Annotated in this window: 20 protein-coding genes; 15 read left to right on the forward strand and 5 right to left on the reverse strand. The window is 65.7% G+C overall.

Annotated features, from left to right (window positions below; translation table 11 throughout):
- The first annotated feature begins 178 nt into the window (after positions 1-178).
- The 12 genes from ASE52_RS06640 (at position 179) to ASE52_RS06695 (ending at position 13,653) form a co-directional block, all read left to right on the forward strand.
- Positions 179-1,171, forward strand: coding sequence for a threo-3-hydroxy-L-aspartate ammonia-lyase (locus ASE52_RS06640; RefSeq protein WP_057225279.1), 993 nt, complete (start codon positions 179-181; stop codon positions 1,169-1,171).
- A 406-nt stretch (positions 1,172-1,577) separates the two neighbouring features.
- Positions 1,578-2,627: a hypothetical protein gene (locus tag ASE52_RS06645; RefSeq protein ID WP_057224675.1), complete on the forward strand. Its 1,050-nt coding sequence runs from the start codon at positions 1,578-1,580 to the stop codon at positions 2,625-2,627.
- A 116-nt stretch (positions 2,628-2,743) separates the two neighbouring features.
- On the forward strand, positions 2,744-4,657 hold the full coding sequence (locus ASE52_RS06650) for a hypothetical protein (protein WP_057224677.1): 1,914 nt from the start codon (positions 2,744-2,746) through the stop codon (positions 4,655-4,657).
- 369 nt (positions 4,658-5,026) lie between these two features.
- A complete protein-coding gene (upp, locus tag ASE52_RS06655; RefSeq protein ID WP_057224679.1) occupies positions 5,027-5,671 on the forward strand; it encodes a uracil phosphoribosyltransferase in 645 nt (214 codons plus the stop codon).
- Positions 5,672-5,897: 226 nt separating this feature from the next.
- Positions 5,898-6,908, forward strand: a complete 1,011-nt coding sequence (locus ASE52_RS06660) for a BMP family protein (protein ID WP_057224680.1) — start codon at positions 5,898-5,900, stop codon at positions 6,906-6,908.
- A 134-nt stretch (positions 6,909-7,042) separates the two neighbouring features.
- Complete coding sequence (locus ASE52_RS06665) at positions 7,043-8,008, forward strand: 5'-methylthioadenosine/S-adenosylhomocysteine nucleosidase (RefSeq protein WP_140426149.1); 966 nt, start codon at positions 7,043-7,045, stop codon at positions 8,006-8,008.
- Between the two features lie 185 nt (positions 8,009-8,193).
- The gene (locus tag ASE52_RS06670) at positions 8,194-9,738 is read left to right on the forward strand and encodes an ABC transporter ATP-binding protein (protein WP_057224681.1); all 1,545 of its coding nucleotides are present in this window, start codon (positions 8,194-8,196) and stop codon (positions 9,736-9,738) included.
- A gap of 25 nt (positions 9,739-9,763) precedes the next feature.
- Entirely contained in the window at positions 9,764-10,825 is a 1,062-nt protein-coding gene (locus ASE52_RS06675) for an ABC transporter permease (RefSeq protein ID WP_057224682.1), read from the forward strand.
- Between the two features lie 114 nt (positions 10,826-10,939).
- Positions 10,940-11,863: an ABC transporter permease gene (locus ASE52_RS06680; RefSeq protein ID WP_057224683.1), complete on the forward strand. Its 924-nt coding sequence runs from the start codon at positions 10,940-10,942 to the stop codon at positions 11,861-11,863.
- The gene (locus ASE52_RS06685) at positions 11,864-12,502 is read left to right on the forward strand and encodes a LysE family translocator (protein WP_057224684.1); all 639 of its coding nucleotides are present in this window, start codon (positions 11,864-11,866) and stop codon (positions 12,500-12,502) included.
- A 36-nt stretch (positions 12,503-12,538) separates the two neighbouring features.
- Entirely contained in the window at positions 12,539-13,162 is a 624-nt protein-coding gene (locus ASE52_RS06690; RefSeq protein WP_057224689.1) for a DUF4230 domain-containing protein, read from the forward strand.
- 47 nt (positions 13,163-13,209) lie between these two features.
- Entirely contained in the window at positions 13,210-13,653 is a 444-nt protein-coding gene (locus ASE52_RS06695) for a hypothetical protein (RefSeq protein ID WP_057224693.1), read from the forward strand.
- 126 nt (positions 13,654-13,779) lie between these two features.
- On the opposite strand, the gene ASE52_RS06700 is transcribed toward ASE52_RS06695, so the two are convergent.
- The gene (locus tag ASE52_RS06700; protein ID WP_057225280.1) at positions 13,780-14,169 is read right to left on the reverse strand and encodes a VOC family protein; all 390 of its coding nucleotides are present in this window, start codon (positions 14,167-14,169) and stop codon (positions 13,780-13,782) included.
- Between ASE52_RS06700 and ASE52_RS26420 the strand changes: the two genes are divergently transcribed.
- The gene (locus tag ASE52_RS26420; RefSeq protein ID WP_255509300.1) at positions 14,168-14,296 is read left to right on the forward strand and encodes a hypothetical protein; all 129 of its coding nucleotides are present in this window, start codon (positions 14,168-14,170) and stop codon (positions 14,294-14,296) included. The genes ASE52_RS06700 and ASE52_RS26420 overlap by 2 nt on opposite strands.
- Positions 14,289-15,563: an amidohydrolase family protein gene (locus tag ASE52_RS06705; protein ID WP_057224694.1), complete on the forward strand. Its 1,275-nt coding sequence runs from the start codon at positions 14,289-14,291 to the stop codon at positions 15,561-15,563. Before ASE52_RS26420 ends, ASE52_RS06705 begins: the two co-directional genes overlap by 8 nt.
- Positions 15,564-15,621: 58 nt before the next feature.
- On the opposite strand, the gene ASE52_RS06710 is transcribed toward ASE52_RS06705, so the two are convergent.
- Genes ASE52_RS06710 through ASE52_RS06720 form a run of 3 tightly spaced genes read right to left on the reverse strand, consistent with a single transcriptional unit; the run spans position 15,622 to position 20,592 of the window.
- Positions 15,622-16,755: an ABC transporter permease gene (locus tag ASE52_RS06710; protein ID WP_010458712.1), complete on the reverse strand. Its 1,134-nt coding sequence runs from the start codon at positions 16,753-16,755 to the stop codon at positions 15,622-15,624.
- 1 nt (position 16,756) lies between these two features.
- The gene (gene rbbA / locus ASE52_RS06715) at positions 16,757-19,528 is read right to left on the reverse strand and encodes a ribosome-associated ATPase/putative transporter RbbA (protein ID WP_241776932.1); all 2,772 of its coding nucleotides are present in this window, start codon (positions 19,526-19,528) and stop codon (positions 16,757-16,759) included.
- Entirely contained in the window at positions 19,525-20,592 is a 1,068-nt protein-coding gene (locus ASE52_RS06720; protein WP_010458709.1) for an HlyD family efflux transporter periplasmic adaptor subunit, read from the reverse strand. The genes rbbA and ASE52_RS06720 overlap by 4 nt, the downstream gene beginning before the upstream one ends.
- Positions 20,593-20,746: 154 nt before the next feature.
- Between ASE52_RS06720 and ASE52_RS06725 the strand changes: the two genes are divergently transcribed.
- A complete protein-coding gene (locus ASE52_RS06725; RefSeq protein ID WP_057224697.1) occupies positions 20,747-21,403 on the forward strand; it encodes a hypothetical protein in 657 nt (218 codons plus the stop codon).
- A 138-nt stretch (positions 21,404-21,541) separates the two neighbouring features.
- Here the strand turns inward: ASE52_RS06725 and ASE52_RS06730 are convergent, their stop codons facing one another.
- On the reverse strand, positions 21,542-22,171 hold the full coding sequence (locus tag ASE52_RS06730) for a DUF1569 domain-containing protein (protein ID WP_057224699.1): 630 nt from the start codon (positions 22,169-22,171) through the stop codon (positions 21,542-21,544).
- Positions 22,172-22,297: the final 126 nt, after the last annotated feature.

Below are 22,297 nucleotides of genomic sequence, written 5' to 3' on the forward strand. Positions count from 1 at the left end.
GGCAGGGCACCTGCGCTGATGCGCGCGTGCCAAACTATCAAAATTCATAGCTACCCACGCTTTCAGGACAAGCGCTGGCGGCCATTTTTACTTAAAACTCCATGCTGACGGGCTATCATGTAGCCGCCCAGGGGTGGGCCATCGCCGCCCCGCTTTCGCCCTGATGGAGGATGCCGCCATGACGCTGCCCAGTGTGACCCCGCCTACCTACGACGACGTGGCCGCCGCCGCGCACCGGCTCAAGGGCATGGCGCACCACACGCCGGTGCTGCGCTCCACCACCGCCGACGAACTGCTCGGCGCGCAACTGTTCTTCAAATGCGAGAACCTGCAGCGCACTGGCGCCTTCAAGTTTCGCGGCGCCTTCAACACCCTGGCCCAATTCACCGACGAACAGCGCGAGCGCGGCGTGCTGGCCTTCTCGGCCGGCAACCATGCACAGGCCATTGCACTGTCCGCCCGGATGCTGGACATGCCCGCCGTCATCGTCATGCCCGCAGACGCGCCCGCCTCCAAGATGGCGGCCACGCGGGCCTATGGTGCCCAGGTCGTCACCTACGACCGCTACACCGAAGACCGCGAAGCCATCAGCCGCCACCTGGCGCTGGAGCGCGGCATGACGCTGGTACCGCCGTTCGACCACCCGCACGTCGTTGCAGGCCAAGGCACCGCTGCCAAGGAACTGTTTGAAGAAGTGCCCGACCTGGACTACCTGTTCGTCTGCGTGGGCGGCGGCGGCCTGCTGGCCGGAAGCCTGCTGGCCGCGCAGGCCCTGGCGCCCCAGTGCCGCGTGGTGGGCGTCGAGCCCGAAACCGGCAACGACGCCCAGCAGTCGCTGCGCGCCGGGCACATCGTCCGCATCCCCACACCCCACACCATCGCCGACGGCGCGCAAACACAGGCCCTGGGCGAACTCACCTTTCCCATCATCCGCGACCATGCCGAAGACATCATCAGCGTGAGCGACGAACAGCTGATGCAATCCCTGCGCTTCTTTGCCGAGCGCATGAAGATCGTGGTGGAACCCACCGGCGCCCTGGCCTATGCAGGCGCGCAAGCCTTCTCGGGCGCGGACAACGGCGGCAAGTTGCTGCACGGCGAACGCGTGGGCATCCTCATCAGCGGGGGCAATGTCGATCTGGCGCGCTATGCGCGGTTTCTGGCAGATTAGGACCTGACCCTGCTGTTTTTGCCTGCTGCTTTGCCATCCAAGGGGCTAGGCGATGGCTCTTGTATGTCTCAGCTTTCTCCAGGGTCGATTTGTTGGGTTATCCCCACATCGTCACCTTCCAAAGGAGCATGCAGTGCCGTCCTCCAGTGCAGGCCTTCCTTTCCTGACAGGCGGCCCAGTCAACCTATCCCGGCCTCTCGCCCCCCAAAAAAGGCCATGCGAGCCGTTTTTCCCGGGGAGGCACGCGAATTGATGCTGCAGCAACACAGGGAAAACTTCAGCGAGACGACCTGCGCGTACAACAGTTAGACACAATCTTTAGCCACAGCGTTACCGAGTGGCAACACTCCTTCAACGGCTCCCTACGTGAAATGGCGCGACCCACCGAGTCACCACGGAGTCCGCCATGCCCCCACCAACCGCCCGCGACCTGCGTGCAACCACACTGTGCCGCCTGATCACCACCACCCTCGCACTCGGCCTGGCCGCGTGCGGTGGCGCTGACAATGACGGCAGCTTTGCCACCGCGGCCGCCCCCCTCGCTCATGAGCAAGCGCAGACAGAAGCCCCCCCAGGGTGCACCCCCACCGCCCCAGCAACACGCACGCTCAGCCCCGACAAAGACCATGACACCCTGTGCTGGGGAAATGCGGGTTGGAACGAGCCCACCCTGGACGGTGCAGCGCTGCAGCAAAACCTGGATTTCTACCCCGCAACCGGCTCGGCCTCAGCGACAACCGCGCCGCTCATCGTGTGGGCCCACCCCAACGGCCGCACAAAGGCACTTGATGCCACCCTGCGGGACACGCTGCTAAAACCAGCGCTGCTCGGGGGCTACGCATTTGCGTCCTTGGAATTCCGCCATCCCGTAGTCAACGCACCCACGCAGCCCAACAGCCCTGTCCCCCACACCGATATTGCCCAGGCCTTGAACTACCTCGTGGCTCATGCATCGGCGCTGCAAGTCGACCCACGCAACATCTTTCTGGTGGGCCAGTCACGCGGCACGCTCGGTGTATGGACGGCCTTGCAACCGCACCTCACCTCCCCCCGCGTGCGCGCAGTGTTTGGGGTCAACGCGCAAACGAGTTACGACGGCAACGACTTCGCGCAGTGGTTTCTCGTCGAACCCGCACGGGACGACTTTCTGCGCGCGTTCAACCGCAAGAACCCCAACGCCGACCGCTATGGCAGCGCCGTGCGCGACGTCACCCGCAATGCCCCGGCTGTGCATCTGCGCTATGACAGCCCCGTGGTAGGCCAGCAGCTCACCCTGGCTGAGATGCAGCAGCAAGACGCGCTGCACTACCCCGACTTTGGCCCTGCGCTATGCAAGGCCTACACGCAAGCCCAGGCCAAGGCCTGCAGTTACGACGCTGACTCTCGCTACCACGACCGTCCCGACCTCGCCTACGAAGGTTACGTGCGCTTTTTTGATCGCCACCGAGCACCTTAAGCCGCGTCCCCACCAAGAAAAATACAAATGCAAGCCAGGGAGGAGACCAGCCACCACGACGACACCAAGCCACACACCCCCTCACCTATCCATCATTCAATGAACCCATTCATTCCATGAAACTCACCCATCACGCCCTGTGGGGCATCCTTCTCGCGAGTCTGCTGCAAGGCTGCGGCGGTGGCTCCGCCAGTACCAGCACCACGCAGTCCACCACCAACACCATCCACGCCAGCACCATTGGCGAAGACGATGGCAACGGCCTTGCCCCGCTGGATACGTCCCTGGTGCGAACACGCCACGCTGGTGGCGCAGCCATCAATCTGGTGGCATTCACCTCCGACAGCAGCGACATGCCCACCATCGACCTGGCCAAGCGCATGCAAAAGTGGAGCCCTACCAGCAAGACCGGCGCATGGGGCTCTGCTCCCTATGAGCGCCTTGACCTGGATGCCAACGGCTGGGTACAAAGCCTGCCAGCCAACCCCGACGAGGCGGGCTACGCCAGTGTCAGCTCCGCCATCCTGGACAACAAAAGCGCCAAGTCCCGCCTGACAGGTATCTATCATGTCTACTACGAAGGAGAGGGCGACTTCTACATTGCAGGTGCTTCGGCCAGAGACTTCAAGAAGGTGGAACCAGGCCACGCCACCTTCAACATGCTGGACGACGCCGGGCTGAGTGAAAACCTGTTCATCAACATCTCCAAGGTCACCCCCGGCAACCATCTGCGCAATATCCGCATCCTCGCACCAGGAGGAATCTGTGGAAACAACCGATTCAAATGGGTTGCGGACAGCAGTGCCTGCGTGGGCACAAGCTACAAGTCACTGGTGGAGCTGTCGCAGACCCAAATATGGTTTCCCAATTTCCTGGGCGACCTCAGCGGCTACCGTGCCTTGCGTTTCATGGATTGGTTCAAGACCAACAGCTCCCCCCTTGCGACATGGGAAACGCGGCCACTCAAAGCCCACTACACCTGGAACACGGACTACGGCGTTCCTGTGGGCATGGCCGTGAACCTGGCCAATACCCTGCAAGCCGATGCCTGGCTCAACATCCCCTTCCACGCCAGCGACGACTATGCGCGGAGCCTCGCCCAGCTCGTGAAGCAGAGCCTCAACCCGGCCGCCAAATTCATCGTGGAATACGGCAATGAACCGTGGAACAACGGCTACGGCTTCTCGCAAAACTACCAGTGGCTCGCGGGTCAGGGCAGTGAAAAATTCAACGGTGAAGGCAGCGTGCACGACCGCGTCATCAACTACTACGCACTGCGCTCCAGCCAGCTGTGCCAGATCATCAAGCAGGAGTTTGGTGCGCAGTCGTCCCGCGTGCAATGCGTGGTCAATCAGCAGATCTCCGTGATAGACCCCGACCTGCCCCTGCTGCGCTGCCCCCTGGCCGTGAAACACGGGCACATTGCAGGCGGCTGTGCCAGCGCCATCGACGCTGTGGCCGTGGCCCCCTATGTGGGCGGCTATCTGGGCGACGGTGAGCACATTGCGGCCGTGGAGACATGGACGCATGAATCCGACGGCGGACTCAGCACCCTCTTCAAGGAACTGCGCGCCAAAGACGCAAATGGCAACTCCATTGCCGACACCCCGCTCAAGTCCCCCGAAATCCCGCATGGCGCCATCGACCAGGTGACCAGCTGGATCAACGGACAAAAGGCTATCGTCTCCGACAAGAATTTCAAAAAACCCCTGTTCGCCTACGAAGGGGGGCAACACCTTGCCGTGGTCACCACGGCCAACGCAGCCGTCACTCAGCTGTTTACCAACGCCAACCGCGACGCACGCATGGGCGATGTGTACCGCGATCTGATGGGCGTGTGGACCAATGCCAACGGCACCGCCCCAGGGCAGGTCTTCACCTACTTCAACAACGTCTACAAGCCCGGCTCCGACGGCGCATGGGGCCTGCGCGAAGCTGCGTTTGACAACGCAGCCAGCAACCCAAAATGGGTTGCCGTTCAGCCCTACCGCGAAAACATTGCCTGCTGGTGGGCCCAGTGCGCCCCATGACGCTGCATTACTCGTAACGCACGCCCCATAACGCACACCCTCGACATCCGCGAGGGTGCGCGCAAGCACCATGCACCGAGAGCGCCGCGCCAGTAACGCCGCCCGGCCCACCACGTGGCCATGGGAGTGCAACAGCAAGTGGCACGGTCGGGGCTCCCTTCGCACAGGAATAGACAGGGAAACGGGCCCTGGAATACTTTCCGAGGCCCCCTGCGGCCCCCTCCTCTCAAGGGGGCGACTCCGGTGGCCTGGCACAGCCAGCTCCACAGCTCCCCAGGGCCTCAAGGCCAGTTTCTACGGACCGGGGAAGAAGGGAGGTCAAAATACGGCCAACACCCTTCATTCATCCCGTAGACCAGAGGCCGCGCCATGAGCTCCGCACCCCAAAGCAATGTCACCGTCATCACCCACCCCCTCGTGCAGCACAAGCTCACGCTGATGCGCCGAAAGGACGCCAGCACCAACAGCTTTCGCCGCCTGCTGGGCGAGCTCTCGACCCTGATGGCTTACGAAGTGACGCGCGACATGCCGCTGCAGGACTTCGAGATCGAAACCCCGCTGGAGACCATGACCGGCAAGGTCATCGACGGCAAGAAGCTGGTGCTGGTCTCCATCCTGCGCGCGGGCAACGGCTTTCTGGACGGCATGCTCAACGTGGTGCCAGGCGCCCGCGTCGGCCACATCGGCCTGTACCGCGACCCGGCCACGCTGCAGCCCGTGGAGTACTACTTCAAGATGCCGTCCGAAATGGACGAGCGCGACATCATCGTGGTAGACCCCATGCTGGCCACCGGCAACTCGGCCGCCGCCTGCGTGGACCGCTTGAAGAAGCTCAACCCCCGCTCCATCAAGTTCGTCTGCCTGCTCGCCGCGCCCGAGGGCATTGCCACGCTGCAAAAGGCCCACCCCGACGTACCGATCTTCACCGCCGCCATCGACCGCGAGCTCAACGACCACGGCTATATCCTGCCGGGCCTGGGGGATGCGGGGGACCGGATTTTTGGCACCAAATAAGCGCATGGCACTGTTGCATGCCCCAGCCACCATCGCGCCTTTGGGCGCTGCGGTGGCTTTTTTTTGATGGAGACAACCGCAGCGCCGCGATTTTTTTACCACTTGGTGGCTTTCCTCTGGCAGACTTGTCTGCGGCCCGCTCCCCTGGCGCTGCGCACGACTGGCGCACAAATTGCATGAGGACCGGACCTCTCCTCCTCATTCGATTGCCTGAAGGACCCCCACCATGACCACTCGCCGTATCTTCACCGGACGCCTGCTCTGCACCTCCATGGCCTTGTCTGCCGCCATGGCGATGGCACCCTCTTTGGCCACAGCGCAGTCCAAGATCAAGGTTGCGGCGATCTACACGGTGCCTTTTGAACAGCAATGGGTCAGCCGCATCCACAAGGCGCTCAAGGCGGCCGAAGCACGCGGCGAGATCGAATACAAGGCCAGTGAAAACGTCAGCAACGCCGACTACGAACGCGTGATGCGCGAGTACGCCACGGGCGGCAACCAGCTCATCGTGGGCGAAGCCTTTGCGGTGGAAGCCGCCGCCCGCAAGGTGGCCAAGGACTTCCCCAAGACATCGTTCCTGCTCGGCTCCTCGGGCAAGCCGCAGGCACCCAACTTCAGCGTGTTCGACAACTACATCCAGGAGCCTGCTTACCTCAGCGGCATGATCGCGGGCGGCATGACCAAGTCGAACAAGATCGGCATGGTGGGCGGCTTCCCCATCCCCGAAGTCAACCGCCTGATGCACGCCTTCATGGCGGGCGCCAAAGAGACCAACCCCAAGGTCGAGTTCACCATCACCTTCATCAACAGCTGGTTTGACCCACCCAAGGCCAAGGAAGCCACCTTTGCCATGATCGACAAGGGCGCCGATGTGCTCTATGCCGAGCGTTTTGGCGTGAGCGACGCGGCCAAGGAAAAAGGCAAACTCGCCATTGGCAACGTGATCAACACGCAGGACAAGTACCCCGACACCGTCATCGCCTCGGCCCTGTGGCATATGGAGCCCAGCATCGACCGTGCGCTCAAGCTGGTCAAGGAAGGCAAGTTCACCCCCGAGGACTACGGCCCGTATTCGATGATGAAGCACAAGGGCTCGGAACTCGCCCCACTGGGCACGTTCGAGAAGAAAATCCCCGCCGACATCGTCGCCAAGGTCAAGGCCAAGGAATCTGACATCCTGGCGGGCAAGTTCACCGTGAAGGTGGATGACAGCCAGCCCAAGTCCACGGCCAAGTAGACACACCTCCATCGCGGGCGCACTGCCCGCTTCGTGTCTAAGAACCTGTTCTAAAGGCCACCCCTGCAACGCGGTGGCCTGTTTGCTTGTATCTCCTCACACCCTTCTGTCTCTGACCCACAAGGCACCACACCATGCACACGCCCCGTACCACCAAGCCGTCTCTGACAACCCGGTGCACCCGCCTGCTGGGCGCCCTGGCCCTGGCCGCAGTGGTCGCGGGCTGTGCCGCCACCTCGCCTGGCAAAACAGCCGTTCGGCTGGATGACACACCGCGCATCGCCGTCATCTCGGCCTTTGCGCCCGAACTGACGGTGCTGCTGCCCAAGGTGCAACAACCCGCCAAGCACAGCGTCAACGGCGTGGAGTTCACCACCGGCACGCTCGAAGGCAAGCCCGTGGTCGTGTTCCTCTCGGGCATCAGCATGACCAACGCGGCCATGAACACGCAGCTGGTGCTGGACCGCTTCCATGTGAGCCACATTGTCTTTTCCGGCATCGCCGGTGGCGTGAACCCCAGCCTGCACATTGGCGACGTGACCGTGCCCGCGCAGTGGGGCCAGTACATGGAATGGCTGATGGCGCGTGAAGACAAGCCCGGGCAGTACAGCGCCCCAGCGTGGATGAAAAGCGAGCTGACGATGCCCGCCTTCGGCATGATGCACCCGCGCCCCGTCGAAGTGCGGTCGGCAGCCAAGCCCGGCATCACCAAACAGTTCTGGTTTGAAGCCGACCCGAAGATGCTGGCCACCGCACGCAGCCTTCAGAACGTAGGCCTGGAGCATTGCCTGGCGAGCACCTGCCTGAAGCAACGCCCGCAACTCGTGGTGGGCGGCAGCGGCGTGTCGGGCCAGGCATTTGTGGACAACAAGGCATTCCGCGAATACGCGTTCAAGACCTTCGAGGCCAACGTGCTCGACATGGAAACCGCCGCTACCGCCATGGTGGCGCACAGCAATGGCGTGCCGTACATCGCTTTTCGCTCGCTGAGTGACCTGGCGGGTGGTGGTGACGGCGAGAATGAAATGGGCACCTTCATGGGCCTGGCAGCTGCCAATTCGGCGAAGGTGCTGCAGGCGTTTCTGGCGGCCTGGAAGTGAGTTCACTTCAACCGCACTGTTCGCTGCGCGCCCTGAGCCCCTTCCCCCTCGTGAGGAAGGGGTTGGGTAGAGGGGGAAGCTGGAAACCGGCGCTGTGCTTGATGCGTAAGCCGCGCCCCTCTCCCGCGAGGGGAGAGGGGGCGACAGCCAACTGCAGTTAGCGCGCGGCACCGTGGAGGACTGACATGGCACCCGTACTGCGCCTCACAAACATCACCAAGTGCTTTGGCAAGCTGGTCGCCAACGACGGCATCAGCTTGACCCTGGCGCGTGGCGAGGTGCTGGCCCTGCTGGGCGAGAACGGTGCAGGCAAGTCCACGCTGATGTCCATCCTGTTCGGGCACTATGTAGCCGACGAAGGACACATCGAAGTCTTCGGCCAACCCCTGCCGCCCGGCCAGCCGCGCGCAGCGCTGGCGGCGGGCATTGGCATGGTGCACCAGCACTTCACACTGGCCGACAACCTCACGGTGCTGGACAACGTGCTTCTGGGTACCGAGCCGCTGTGGCAGCCGTTCTCGCGCCGCAGTAGCGCGCGGGCCAAGCTGCTGGCCGTGGCGCAGCAGTTTGGTTTGCCCGTGAATGCCGATGCCCGCGTGGGCGGCCTCTCGGTGGGTGAACGCCAGCGGGTCGAAATCCTGAAAGCGCTGTACCGGGGCGCGCGCATCCTCATCCTCGACGAACCCACTGCGGTGCTCACCCCGCAGGAGAGCGAGGCCTTGTTCGACACCCTGGCGCAGATGGTGGCGCAGGGCCTGTCCATCATCTTCATCAGCCACAAGCTGGGCGAAGTGCTGCGCGTGTCGCACCGCGTGGCCGTGCTACGCCAGGGCAAGCTGGTGGCCGAGGCGCCCGCGCAGGGCACCACCCAAGGGCAACTGGCGCAGTGGATGGTGGGCCATGCCATCGAAGCCCCTGCGCGGCGCCCGGCCCGGGTGGTGGGTGCTGCCGTCTGCAGCCTGCACAACGTGAGCACCACACCCACCGGCCGTGACCGGTTGCAGAACGTGTCGCTCACCCTCCACGCAGGCGAAATCGTGGCCATCGCGGGCGTCAGCGGCAATGGCCAGGTCGCGCTGGCCGATGTGCTGTGTGGCGTGCGCGCCGCCACTGCGGGCCAGGCCACGCTGCGCGGCGCGCCCTTGCAAGCCCGGCCCGCGTGGTTGGTGAACCAGGGCGTGGCCCGCATCCCTGAAGACCGGCACGCTGTGGGCGTGGTGGGCGATTTGCCGGTGTGGGAAAACGCCGTGTCGGAACGCCTGCGCAGCCACTGGTTTGCGCACCCATGGTTCAAGGCCTTCTGGGTCAAGCGCCGTGCAGCCCGACAACACGCGCAGCACGTGGCCGAGACCTTTGATGTGCGTGGCGGCGGGCTCGACACGCCAGCCCGGTCGCTTTCGGGCGGCAACATGCAAAAGCTCATCCTTGGCCGGGCACTGCTGCCGCCTGAGGATGAGGCGGGCCACAGTGCTACTGCGCCCCAACTCATCGTCGCGCACCAGCCCACTTGGGGGCTGGATATCGGTGCCGTGATGTTTGTGCAGCAGCAGCTCATCAACGCGCGCGACGGCGGCGCGGCCGTGCTGCTGATTTCGGATGACCTCGATGAAGTATTGGCCCTGGGCGACCGCGTGGCGGTGATGCACGATGGGCAGCTGAGCGAGGCGCGGCCTGCGGATACTTGGACGCGCGAGGCGGTTGGGCTGGCGATGGCAGGCGCCATGCACTGACCCAACGTACAAGAACAAAATCACCATGCGACTCGAAAAACGCAATCACACCTCTCCCGCAGCCTACGTGCTGGCACCGGTGGGCGCCGTGGTTTTCACGCTGCTCATCAGCGGCCTGCTGGTGATGTGGGCCGGAGCGCCGGTGGGGCAGACCTATGCGCTGCTGCTGCAAGGTGCATTTGGCTCGGTGTTTGCGCTGACCGAAACACTGACCCGCGCCACGCCGCTGATCCTGACGGGACTGGCGGCGGCCGTGGCGTTCCGCGCGCGGCTGTTCAATATTGGGGCGGAGGGGCAGCTTTACGCAGGTGCTCTGGCTGCCGTGGCCATGGGCGGCATGCATGGCGGCACGGGATTGGAATGGTCGCCTTACCTACTCTTCCCGCTCATGATGCTGGCGGCAGCGCTGGCCGGGGCGGCCTTGCTGCTGGGCCCGGCACTGATGAAGGCGCGGCTGGGGGTGGACGAGGTGGTCACCACGCTGCTGCTCAACTTCATCATGCTGCTGCTCGTCTCGGCCCTGCTCGACGGGCCGATGAAAGACCCGCTCTCCATGGGCTGGCCGCAGAGTGTGGCACTGCAAAGCGACATGGAACTGGGCAAGTTGGTACCCCAGACGCGCCTGCACACGGGCCTGCTGTGGGCCATCTCTCTGGCCGTGATGCTGTGGGCGCTGCTGGCACGCACAGTGCCGGGTTTTGACATCCGCACCGCCGGTGCCAATGCGCGGGCTGCCGCGTTTGCCGGTGTGCCCATCACCCGCACCGTCGTGCTGGTGGCCCTGCTCTCGGGCGGGCTGGCGGGGCTGGCGGGTGCCATCGAGGTGGCGGGCCGCACCAGCTATGTGACGCTCGACATGTCGCCGGGCTACGGCTACAGCGGCATCGTGATTGCCATGCTGGCGGGGCTGCACCCGTTGGGCGTGATCGCAGCGGGCACCTTTGTGGCGGGCGTGCTGGTGGGGGCCGACAGCATGAGCCGCGCGGTGGGCGTGCCCACCTACATTGCGGATGTGATCGTGGCGACCTCGTTGATTGCGGTGCTGGTGGCTGGCTTGCTCACGCAGTACCGCATTCGCTGGAAGTGACACCGCCATGAACAATCACTCAGACCAAAATTTCAAGCAAAATTGGCCTCTAGCGCTTATCCATAAATCGCCAGCAGCTATCAAAACAGAAGTAAATCACTCAGAGGCGAGCGCATGACCGAACTGCTCGACATCCTCGCCAACCCCGCCTTCTGGATCGCCACCCTGCGCGTGGCCACGCCGCTCATCCTGGGCACGCTGGGCGTGCTGCTGTGCGAACGCGCGGGCGTGCTCAATCTGGGCATTGAAGGGATCATGGTCGCGGGCGCCTTCACCGGCTGGCTGGCGGTGTACGCAGGCTACGGGCTGTGGACGGGGGTGCTGGTGGCGGCGCTGACCGGGGCGGTGTTCGGGCTGCTGCACGCGTGGCTCACGGTGGGGCTGGCGCTGTCGCAGCATGTGTCAGGCCTCGGTATCACGCTGCTGGCCACGGCGCTCAGCTACTACGGCTACCGCGTGAGTTTTCCGAAGGTGAACACGCCGCCCACCATCGAGCCGTTTGCGCCCATGGAGTGGCTGGGCATTCCTATCCTGTCTGCACAGACGCCGCTCACGCTGTTGGCCCTGTTGCTGGTGCCGCTGCTGGCCTGGGTGTTGATGCGCACACCGCTGGGCCTGGCCGTGCGCATGGTGGGCGAGAACCCGCAGGCGGCCGAGGGCCAGGGCATCTCGGTGGCGGCCACGCGCACGGGCGCCATCGTGGCGGGCTCGGCGCTGATGGGCATCGCAGGGTCGTTCCTCACGCTGTCGGCGTTCAACGCGTTCTTCTTCAACATGGTGAACGGGCGCGGCTGGATCTGCGTGGCGCTGGTGGTGTTTGCCTCGTGGCGGCCGGGCAAGGCGCTGCTGGGGGCCCTGCTCTTCGCGTTCTTCGATGCGCTGCAGTTGCGGCTGCAGCAGGCGGGCGACGCGTGGCTGCCGTACCAGGTGTATTTGATGCTGCCGTACCTGCTCTCCATCCTGGCGCTGGTGCTGGTGGCGCGCGAGGCAGCGTATCCTCAGGCGCTGATGAAGCCCTACCGCAAAGGAGAACGCTGAATGCCTACGCTGCAAACGCTGCTCATGTTCGCTGCCGCCTCGCTGGCGCTGGCCGTGATCCCTGGTCCCACGATGCTGTTGGCGCTGGCCAATGGCATGGCCGGCGGCATGCGGCGCGCGGCCTGGGGCATGGCGGGTGCGGGGCTGGGCGCGGGCATCCTGATCGCGGTGGTGGCCGTGGGGCTGGGTTCGCTGCTCAACGCATCGGCCACATTGTTCAATGCAGTGCGCATCGGCGGGGTGTTGTATTTGCTGTGGCTGGCGATGCAACTGTGGCGCAGCCCGCCGGTGGATGTGAAAGCTGCCCTGGCCCATGTGCCGGGCCAGCAGGCCGTGGGCCGGGCCGCTTTTGTGCGCAGCCTGGGCGTGGCGCTGTCCAACCCTAAAACGCTGCTGTTCTTTGCTGCGTTTCTGCCGCAGTTCGTGGACCCGGCCCAGCCCCAGACGGTGCAGTACGCCGTGCTGGGTTCGCTTTTTGTGGGCCTGGACACGCTGGTCATGGTGGTCTATGCCACCGCCGGCTGGCAAGCCGTGCGCTGGCTCTCGCAGCGCGGCCTGCGCTGGCTCAACCGCAGTTGCGCCGTGGGCATGGGCGTGCTGGCGGCACTGTTGGCTGGCTACCGGCGCCACGGCGCCTAGCTGCAGCAGCGTGTGCAGCCCCCACAGGTACGGGCCATGAGCCGATTTCAGCTTTTCCTTGCGGCAATGGCGGCCGCTGCCCTGGGCGCGGCCGGCATGTGGTGGGTGGCGTTCAAGCCCGCGCCGCCTGTGCCACCGCCCGCGCTGCTGGCGGTCGAAGGCATGGGGCATCTGGTCTCGGTCAAGGTGCGTTACGCCAACGTCATCGAGTTTACGCAGCAGATTACGCAGGGCATTCCGTGGACGCAGTGGGAACTGCGCCTGGGCGGCACTCAGGTGCTGCTGGTGGCCAAGGGGGACTGCCTGGTGGGCGCCGACATGCGCCAAGCCCGCTATGAAGCCGTGGACCCCGCCGCCCGGACGGCCGTGTTGTGGCTGCCCATGCCCGCCACGCTGTCTGCCCGGGTCCACCACGGCCCCCGGGACCAGGGCGGGTCTTACTTCTATGCCGTGCAGGGGACGGGCATCGAACCGCTGATCCCCGGCACCGCCAACCGCACCCAGGCCATCGACACGGCCCTGCAGCGGGCCCAGCAGGACATGGAGCGCGCCTGCCAGGCTGGCAACACGCTGGCCACGGCCAAGGAAAATGCCGAGGCGGTGCTCAAGCAGTTGCTTGCCGCCACGGGCTGGGCGGTGCAGGTGCGCTGGCAGCCATGAGCTTGCCCAGCCCCACACGGAGGCGGACGGCGTCAGCTTTTTGGGCCATGGTGCTGACGCTGGCCACCATTGCCAGCACCGGCGGCAAAGCCCACGCGCTGGGTGCCGACATTCCTTACGCCGCCTTTGCGGCAGCGCCGGACGTGGACTGGGTGCAGGTGTGCGGCCAATGGCCCATGGCCGCAGCAGAGGGCGCGGGCACGTACCGCATCGTGCACGCCACGCGTTATGCCCAGTCGTTTGTGTATGTGCAATGGCTGCGGCGCGACAGTAATGGCAGCGCGGCAGAGGTGCATACCGAGGGCATTGCGGCGCTCAACAACGACCACGCCGAGATATCGCTGAGCCAGATGCGATGCCAGGCCACCCGGCAGGGCATCCGCTTCACGGCGCGGGCTGAGTCAGGGCACGATGGGGCACTCTTTGGCATCACCATCGACGCAGGACACCGGCCTGGCGCACTGCGCTGGCGCACCACCCCAAGGCGTTGAGCCATGCGCCTGCGCCCCCCCCCGCTCCTCCACTGCACGCCAGCGCGCACCGGTTGGCAGGCCATCATGCACCGCCTCTGCAGTGACAGCTGTCTCCTGAATCCGTTTCAAGGCTGTGCAATACGCTCAGGCGGGCGCCCCCATGGGCGTGCACAGCTCCACCAGCGCGCCATTGATGTCCGCCACATAGGCCACGGTCTGGCCCCAGTGCATCTGCTCGGGGGCCTGTACCAGCCGAGCACCAGCGTCCACCGCACGCTGCAAGGCGGCGGCTACATCGGCGGTGGTGAAGGCGATCTCAAAGCTGGGGGCATCGGCCGACACGCGCTGGGGGTTCTTGCCCAGCTCCACCATCAGCCGCAAGGAAGCAAAAGCCAGCGAAGTGGCTCCCGTGTCCAGCTCGCCAAAATCGCCTGCCTCGTGCAAAAAACGGCGCGCAAAGCCGAAGGCCTGCTCGTAGAAAGCGATGGTTTTCGGAACGTCTTCGACGTAGAGAATGGTGTAGCCAAATTGCATGAAAACTGCCTTTGCAAAAAATGCGTTGAAATGGCTGGATGCCTCCAGCGAAAGCCACAGCTTAGGCATGCAGCCCGCCTTTGTCTTGAATAAACCCGACAGCAACGACCCCACCCGCCATGCTTGACCTGCTCATCACCCACGCCACCCTGCCCGACGGCCGCCAGAACATGTCGATTGCCGTGCAGGACGGCCGCATCGTCGAAGTGACCGAAGGCCTGCAAGCCCCCGCGCACGAGGCGGTGGATGCGGGCGGCCTGCTGGTCAGCCCGCCGTTTGTGGACGCGCATTTCCACATGGATTCGACCCTGAGCTACGGCCAGCCGCGCGTGAACGAGAGCGGCACGCTGCTCGAAGGCATTGCGCTGTGGGGCGAACTCAAGCCGACCCTCACGCACGATGCCATCGTAGAGCGCGCCCTGCGGTATTGCGACATGGCCGTGGCGCGCGGGCTGCTGGCCGTTCGCAGCCATGTGGACACCAGCCACGCCGGCCTGCTGCCCGTGCAGGCCTTGCTGGATGTGAAGCAGCGCGTGGCGCCCTACCTGGATTTGCAGCTGGTGGCCTTCCCGCAAGACGGCGTGCTGCGCGCACCCGGCGGGCTCGACAACCTGAAACGCTCGCTGGACATGGGTGTGGACGTGGTGGGCGGCATTCCGCACTTCGAGCGCACCATGGCCCAAGGGGCCGAGAGCGTGAAGATCCTCTGCGAGGTGGCCGCCGAGCGCGGCAAACGCGTGGACATGCACTGCGACGAATCCGACGACCCACACTCGCGCCACGTGGAAACCTTGGCGTACGAAACCCAGCGCCTGGGCCTGCAGGGCCGCGTGACGGGCTCGCACCTCACCTCCATGCACAGCATGGACAACTACTACGTGAGCAAGCTGATGGCGCTAATGGCCGAGGCAGACCTGGGCGTGGTGGCCAACCCGCTCATCAACATCACGCTGCAAGGCCGCCACGACACCTACCCCAAGCGCCGGGGCATGACCCGTGTGCCCGAGCTGATGGCTGCGGGCCTGACGGTGGCGTTTGGCCACGACTGCGTGCTCGACCCCTGGTACAGCGGCGGCAGCGCCGACATGCTGGAGGCCGCGCACATGGGCCTGCACGTGGGGCAGATGACCAGCCAGGCCGCGATGCGGCAGTGTTTTGACGCAGTGACGGCGAATCCCGCCAAGCTGCTGGGGCTGGAGGGCTACGGTATCGCCCCCGGCTGCCATGCCGACCTGGTGCTGCTGCACGCGCGCAATCCGGTGGAAGCCATCCGCCTGCGCGCCGCGCGCCTGGGCGTGTGGCGGCGCGGCAAGCGGCTGGCCAGCAGCCCGGCACCCGTGGCGCAACTGCACCTGCCGGGCCGGCCCGACAAAGTGCATTTCACGTCAAATTAGCCTCTCACGCTTATGTATCAAGCGCAAACAGCTACACATTCAATAGCATTTCAAGCGTTCACGCCATGCGCGCAATCGTCCTGCGAAACCGCGCCAGCGCCAGGCTGAACAGCACCGCCCCAATCCCCAGCAGCCACACCAGCGACGGCCACACCACCGCCCAGCCCGCGCCCCGGTAGAGGATGGCCTGGGCCAGCTCGGTGAAGTGCGTGGTGGGCGCCAGGGCCATGCCGTACTGCACCCACAGCGGCATGCTCTCGCGCGGGGTGACGCCGCCGGACAGCATCTGCAGCGGCATCATCACCAGCACCATCAGCAGCCCAAACTGCGGCATGCTGCGCGCCACCGTGGCCATGAAGATGCCCATGGAGGTGGTTGCAAACAGGTGCAGCGTGGCCCCCAGCAGGAACAGCGGCACCGAGCCCTCGATGGGCACACCAATCGCCCAGCGGATCACCGCCGTGAGCGAAATCCACGTAGCCACCAGCACCACCAGCGCCATGGCCCAGACCTTGGCCAGCATGATCTCGCCGGGGGTGACGGGCATCACCAGCAAATGCTCCACCGTGCCGTGCTCGCGCTCGCGGATCAGCGCGGCGCCTGTGAGGATGATGGAGAGCATGGTCACGATGTTGATTAGCTCCATCAGCGAGCCAAACCACGCGGGGTTGAGCGCCGGGTTGAAGCGCGAGCGCACCGTGAGCTCGATGGGCTGGGCGGCCACGGCGCGGTCGCGCTGCACGAACTCGGCCACCTCCAGCTGCACGATCTGCTGCACCGCCCCATTGGCCGCAAACGCCTGCCCCATGCGCGTGGCGTCGATGTTGAGCTGCACCTGCGGCACCCGGCCTGCCAGCACATCGCGCTGGAAATGCGCGGGGATGTGCAGCACCAGCGTGAAGCGGCCTGCGTCCAGGCCCGGGTCCACCTCGCGCATGCCGATCATGGCGGGGCGCGTGAACTGGGGCGCGTAGAACGCCGTGGCGATGCGCTGGGACAGCGCCGAATCGTCCTCGTCCACGATGGCAATGGGCACGTGGTACAGCGTCTCGGGCTGCGCCATGCCCGCCGAGTACACCGCCAGCGTGGTGGTGTAGACGATGAGGAATAACATGGCTGGATCGCGCCACAGGCTCCATAGCTCCTTGATGCCCAGGCGGAAAATATTGGACCAGCGGCCACGCAGCGCCATGTCAGGTCTCCTGCTTTTTGAGGAGCGCAATCGCAGCGCCAACGATAACCGGCACTGCCACCAGCATGGGCCAGAACTCGGCCTGCAAATCCTGCAGGCCCAGCGCCTTGTTGAACACGCCCCGGCTGATGGTGAACATGTGGCTGGCCGGGTAGGCCTCGCCCACCCAGCGCGCAAAGCCCGTCATGGACGACACCGGGTTGATGAGCCCCGCAAACTGCACGGCAGGAATGATGGTGCCCACCATGGCAAAGAACATCGCCGCAATCTGGCTGCGCGTGACGGTGGAGGCCAAAAGGCCCATGCCCGTGGAGCACAGGCTGAACACCACGGCGGCCAATGTCAACGTGGCAAAACTTCCCGTCATCGGCACGCCAAACACCGTCACCGCCGCCAGGCACATCAGGCCAAAATTAAACAGCGCCAGCAGCACATACGGCAGCTGTTTGCCCAGCATGAATTCAGTGCGCGTGGTGGGCGTGACATACAGGTTGATGATGGAGCCCAGCTCCTTCTCGCGCACCACGGCCAGGGCCGTGAGCATGGCGGGCAGCATCAGCAGCAGCAGCGGGATCACGGCGGGCACCATGGACGGCAGGCTGCGCACGTCGGGGTTGTAGCGGTAGCGCGGCTCCACCTCCAGCAGGCCCCGGGGCACCACGCCCGTGCGGCTGCGGCTTTGCTCCACCAGCCACTGCTGGTGCAGGCCCTGGGCGTAGCCGATGACGGTTTCGGCGCGCTGCGGCATGGCGCCGTCCACCCACGCGCCAATCTGCACCGGCTGGCCGCGTGCCACATCGCGCGCAAAGCCGGGCGGGATCTCCAGCGCCAGCGATATTTCGGCGGAGCGCATGCGTGCGTCCAGCTCAGCATAGGTGGTGATGGGCGGCTGTTCGGTGAAATAGCGCGAGCCCGCCAGGTTCAGCGTGTAGGCGCGGCTCAGCGCGGTCTGGTCACGGTCCAGCACGGCAAAGCGCAGGTTCTCCACGTCCATGCTGATGCCGTAGCCCATCACGAACATCAGGATCAGCGAGCCCAGCAACGCCATGGCGCCGCGCACCGGGTCGCGGCGCAGCTCCAGTGCCTCGCGCCACTGGGTGCTGTGGATGCGGGCCAGGCTTTGGCGCAGGCGGGTGGGCCAGGGGGGAGTGTTGGGCGCGGACACCGGCAATAGCGCAGCGGGGCCCGAAGCCGCCACGGGTACAGGGGCCTGGGCCGTGCCCGCAGCATCTTCCAGGTAGCCGATGAAGGCTTCTTCCAGCGTGGCGGCGCCGCGCTTTGCCACGATCTCCTGCGGCGCAGCGCTTTCCAGCACGCGCCCTGCGTGCATCAGCGAGATGCGGTCACAGCGCTCGGCCTCGTTCATGAAGTGGGTGGAGATGAAGATGGTGACCTTGTCGCGCCGCGCCAGCTCCACCATCAGGCGCCAGAAGTGGTCGCGCGCCATCGGGTCCACGCCCGAGGTGGGCTCGTCCAGGATCAGCAGCTCGGGCTGGTGCACCATGGCCACGGCCAGCGAAAGGCGCTGGCGCATGCCCAGGGGCAGCTTCATGGGCAGTGCGCTGCGGGCGGCCTGCAGGTCAAAGCGCTCCAGCATGGCCTCCACCCGCGCGGGCACCTCGGCCTCTGGCACGTGGAACAGCCGCGCGTGCAGCACTAGGTTCTGCTCGACCGACAGCTCGCTGTACAGCGAAAACGCCTGCGACATGTAGCCCACGCGCCGCCGCGTGGCTATGTCCTTGGGGTCCACCGGTTGGCCAAACAGCCAGGCCTGCCCGTCGCTGGCGGGCAGCAGGCCGGTAAGCATCTTCATGGTGGTGGACTTGCCGCAGCCATTGCTGCCCAAAAAGCCAAAAATCTCGCCGCGCTGGATGCGAAAGCTCACATGGTCCACCGCCACAAAGTCGCCAAACTGCATGGTCAGGTCGCGCGCCTCGATGGCCACGTTTGCTGCGTCGTCTGCCTGCGACCGGTCCAGCGGCGGAATCTGCACCGCCCGGTGGCCCCGGCGCTTGGCCTCGGGCAGCAGGGCCACAAAGGCCTGCTCCAGCGCATCGTGCCCGGTGCGGGCCATCAGCTCGGCAGGCGTACCCGTGGCCAGGATGCGCCCTTCGTCCATGGCCACCAGCCATTCAAAACGCTGGGCCTCTTCCATGTAGGCCGTGGCCACGATCACGCTCATGCCCGGCCGCGCGGTGCGGATGCGGCCGATCAAATCCCAGAACTGCGCGCGCGCCAGCGGGTCCACGCCGGTGGTGGGCTCGTCCAGGATGAGCAGGTCGGGGTCGTGGATGAGTGCGCAGCACAGGGCCAGCTTTTGCTTCATGCCGCCCGAGAGCTTGCCCGCAGGCCGCGCCAGAAACGGATACAGCCCCGTGCTGCGCGTGAGTTCATCGATGCGCCGGCGACGCTCGGCCGCGTCGTGCCCGAACAGGCGGCCAAAGAACTGCAGGTTCTCTTCCACCGACAGCGTGGGGTACAGGTTCTTGCCCAGGCCCTGCGGCATGTAGGCGATGCGCGGGCACACCCGGCTGCGGTGGCGGCTTTGGGCCATGTCGCCGCCCAGCACCTCCACCGTGCCCTGCTGCACTGCACGGGCACCCGCCACCAGCGCCAGCAGGCTGGACTTGCCCACGCCGTCCGGCCCGATCAGGCCCACCATGCGGCCGGCGGCCACCTCCAGGTCGATGCCATCCAGCGCCACCGTGTGCCCGTAGCGCTGGCCCACGCCACGCAGGCGGGCCACGGGTGCCACGCTGCCGGGGAGGCTCACTGGTCGGCCTTGACGGCGAGATTGGCGGGCCATTCCACCGCAGGGTCCACCCGCAGCCAGGCCACTCCGGGCAGGCCGGTCTTGACCTGCTCCTGGTGGCGCAGCAGCAGCGCCTTGTCGATCTGGGCCCGCACGCGGAACATGAGCTTCTGACGTTCGCTCGCGGTCTCCACCGTCTTGGGGGTGAACTGCGCGGTGCTGGCCACGAACGACACGGTGGCCGGGATCACGAAGCCCGGCGCGGCATCGAGCACGATGCGCACCTCGCTGCCCAGTGCCACGCGGCCTGCCACGGTCTCGGGCAAAAAGAAGGTCATGTACACATCGCTCAGGTCCACCAGCTGCAGCACCCGTGCGCCCGCGCCCACCACCTCGCCAGGCTGCACCACGCGGAACTGCACGCGGCCGTCGCGCGGCGCCTTGAGCTCGCTGTCGGCCAGCTCCACATCGATGCGGGCCAGCGTGGCCTCCAATGCGCGCACGTTCGCCTCGGCACTGGTCACCTGCGTGCGCGATGCCCCAATGCCCGCCTGCGCGGCCTTGGCCTGGGCCTTGGCAGCCGTCACAGCGGCCTGCTGGCTGCGCACCTTGGCGCGGTCATCGTCGAGCAACTGGCTGGAGAAAAAGCCTTCGCGCGCTAGCTGCTCAGAGCGCGGCAGGCGGCGGCGGGCGGTGTCGAGGTCGCTCTCGCGCTGGGCCACCACGGCCAAGGCGGCCTGGTAGTCGCTCTCGCGCTGGGCCACCTGCACCTGGGCACTGCTGATGGCCAGTTGCGCCTGCTGCAGCCGGGCCACGGCCTCTTCGCGCTGGGCCTGCAGGCCGTCGATCTGCATGCGGGCCAGGGGCTGCCCCGCCTTCACAAAATCGCCCTCGGCCACCAAAACATCGAGCACACGCCCCGCCAGCTTGGTGGCCACAGCGATCTCGGTGGCCTCGATGCGGCCGTTGCCGCTCACAAAACCGGGGCCGGGCCCCTTGGCCTGCCAGGGTGCCCAGTGCAACAGCAGCCCTCCTCCCAGCAGCACCACGGCCAGGGCCGCCGCTGTCTTCCAATGCTTGCTCATGGTCCATCCTTGTGGGCACCTGGGCCCATCGGGGGATGGTAGCTTTGCACTCCACGTTGCCCCAAGCTGCAGCACGCCCTCTCTTGACCTGCATCAATCGTCCCCCCAACATCCGGCCTGCACCGGCCGCGCGTGGCTCTCACAACCGAAACCCATGACCGCCTTCACCCCCCCGCCCCTTTCCGACACCCTTGCCTGGTTGCTGGGCCGTCCTGTCAGCGCCGAAGACGGGCCGACGGAAGATGAACTGGCTGCCGCAAGCCATCGCCTGGGGTGCAAGGTGCCCCCTGCCCTGCACGCTTACTACGCCGCCGTGGGCAGGCGTGCCGATTTGATGGCCGGTTTTCAGCGGTTTGCGCCGCTGCAGGATTTGGAGTGCCTGGGCGACAAGCTGCTGTTTCTGGAAGAAAACCAGGCCGTGTGCTGGTGGGCCACCGATGCGCAGCAGCGGGTATGGCAAACCACCGACCTGGACGCCCCCGACTGGCACGAGGAAGACCTGGGCCTGGATGCGTTTTTGCACACCATCGCCTACTACCAGATGGCCCAGGGTGGCTACCCGTTCTGCGGCATGCGCGCGTGCCATGGGTTCTCAACGCAGGGGGGCCTGGCAGCGCTGCTGCACGCCATGCAGGCGCAGGCCGTGGTGGATGTAGCGGGGCTGCGCATCTTCACCGTGGGGCCGCAGGCGCTGGTGTGGTACCTGCATGCCGAGGGGGAGCTTGCAGAGCCGGGCTTGTTCCTGAGCGCCCTGGACGCCGATCGCTTTGAGGCGCTGTGCGCCCAGTGGGACTTTGACGATCTGGGCTGATCTGACAATCAGAAAATGTTAAGAAAATGGCTCCAGCGCTTATTGAACAAGCGCTAATAGCTACATTATTTATAGCAGACAACTCAGTCAGGGTTGAATTCCGCGGCCCACACCGCACGCGTTGCACCAGCCCTCCACTCAGCCCCGCACATCAAACGCCGACAGGTGATTGGCCAAGTGCATGGCGTGCGCCTGCTCGTACTGCGCGCGGCTCAATGCCCCGTAGGCAAAGTGCGGCTGCAGCGGCCCGGCATGGGCGGCAAAGTCCTGCACGGCCTTGCGCAGCCGGGCCAGGGCCGCTGACGCGTCGGGCGTGGACGCATCCAGCGCGGGCGCGCCGGGAATGGGTTCTGCCAGGTTGTGGCTCATGCGGCCGCGCAGGGCAAACACGTTGAAAGCTGCTGCACCCAGCGTGTTCTGGAACAGCGCCGACTTGGGGGCCGGAAAACCCTGCAGCGAGAACTCGATGCTCTGTGCGCAGTGCTCCAGCGTTTGGGACCAGTTCCAGGCCGTGGCGGGCGCAAGCGGCTGGACCTCGGCGCCCGCAAGGCGCTCTACCTCTTGCATGGCCTCGCGCAGGTTGCCAAAGACCAGTTGCCGGTCATTGCCGGGCCGGTAAAGCAGGTAACCCGCCCCGGCGGCCGCTGCCCCTCCCAGGACGGCCAGCCCCGTGCCCGATTTCAGGAACGCCCTGCGCGGTGCAGCGGGTGTGGAGGGCGACGCATCGGACGCGGCGCCCGGGTTGCTGACGTTGGGATTCACTGCCATGGGGTTGTGGTCTGGTGTGGGTGGGCCGAAGGGGTATCCGCCATTTTGCGGCAGGCGAATACTGCGGCAGCACCACGAAGGTCGGGCAGCCGACACAGGCAGCGTTTCGCGTTTCCCGGCTGCCGG

It is taken from the genome of Acidovorax sp. Root275 (assembly GCF_001428965.1).
Taxonomy (GTDB): Bacteria; Pseudomonadota; Gammaproteobacteria; order Burkholderiales; family Burkholderiaceae_C; genus Acidovorax; species Acidovorax radicis.

Bases quoted from the DNA above. Each gene is read 5' to 3' on its own strand.
- ASE52_RS06640 (WP_057225279.1), top strand. From the start codon at position 179: ATGACGCTGCCCAGTGTGACCCCGCCTACCTACGACGACGTGGCCGCC.
- ASE52_RS06645 (WP_057224675.1), top strand. From the start codon at position 1,578: ATGCCCCCACCAACCGCCCGCGACCTGCGTGCAACCACACTGTGCCGC.
- ASE52_RS06650 (WP_057224677.1), top strand. From the start codon at position 2,744: ATGAAACTCACCCATCACGCCCTGTGGGGCATCCTTCTCGCGAGTCTG.
- upp (WP_057224679.1), top strand. From the start codon at position 5,027: ATGAGCTCCGCACCCCAAAGCAATGTCACCGTCATCACCCACCCCCTC.
- ASE52_RS06660 (WP_057224680.1), top strand. From the start codon at position 5,898: ATGACCACTCGCCGTATCTTCACCGGACGCCTGCTCTGCACCTCCATG.
- ASE52_RS06665 (WP_140426149.1), top strand. From the start codon at position 7,043: ATGCACACGCCCCGTACCACCAAGCCGTCTCTGACAACCCGGTGCACC.
- ASE52_RS06670 (WP_057224681.1), top strand. From the start codon at position 8,194: ATGGCACCCGTACTGCGCCTCACAAACATCACCAAGTGCTTTGGCAAG.
- ASE52_RS06675 (WP_057224682.1), top strand. From the start codon at position 9,764: ATGCGACTCGAAAAACGCAATCACACCTCTCCCGCAGCCTACGTGCTG.
- ASE52_RS06680 (WP_057224683.1), top strand. From the start codon at position 10,940: ATGACCGAACTGCTCGACATCCTCGCCAACCCCGCCTTCTGGATCGCC.
- ASE52_RS06685 (WP_057224684.1), top strand. From the start codon at position 11,864: ATGCCTACGCTGCAAACGCTGCTCATGTTCGCTGCCGCCTCGCTGGCG.
- ASE52_RS06690 (WP_057224689.1), top strand. From the start codon at position 12,539: ATGAGCCGATTTCAGCTTTTCCTTGCGGCAATGGCGGCCGCTGCCCTG.
- ASE52_RS06695 (WP_057224693.1), top strand. From the start codon at position 13,210: ATGGTGCTGACGCTGGCCACCATTGCCAGCACCGGCGGCAAAGCCCAC.
- ASE52_RS26420 (WP_255509300.1), top strand. From the start codon at position 14,168: ATGAAAACTGCCTTTGCAAAAAATGCGTTGAAATGGCTGGATGCCTCC.
- ASE52_RS06700 (WP_057225280.1), bottom strand. From the start codon at position 14,169: ATGCAATTTGGCTACACCATTCTCTACGTCGAAGACGTTCCGAAAACC.
- ASE52_RS06705 (WP_057224694.1), top strand. From the start codon at position 14,289: ATGCTTGACCTGCTCATCACCCACGCCACCCTGCCCGACGGCCGCCAG.
- ASE52_RS06710 (WP_010458712.1), bottom strand. From the start codon at position 16,755: ATGGCGCTGCGTGGCCGCTGGTCCAATATTTTCCGCCTGGGCATCAAG.
- ASE52_RS06720 (WP_010458709.1), bottom strand. From the start codon at position 20,592: ATGAGCAAGCATTGGAAGACAGCGGCGGCCCTGGCCGTGGTGCTGCTG.
- ASE52_RS06725 (WP_057224697.1), top strand. From the start codon at position 20,747: ATGACCGCCTTCACCCCCCCGCCCCTTTCCGACACCCTTGCCTGGTTG.
- ASE52_RS06730 (WP_057224699.1), bottom strand. From the start codon at position 22,171: ATGGCAGTGAATCCCAACGTCAGCAACCCGGGCGCCGCGTCCGATGCG.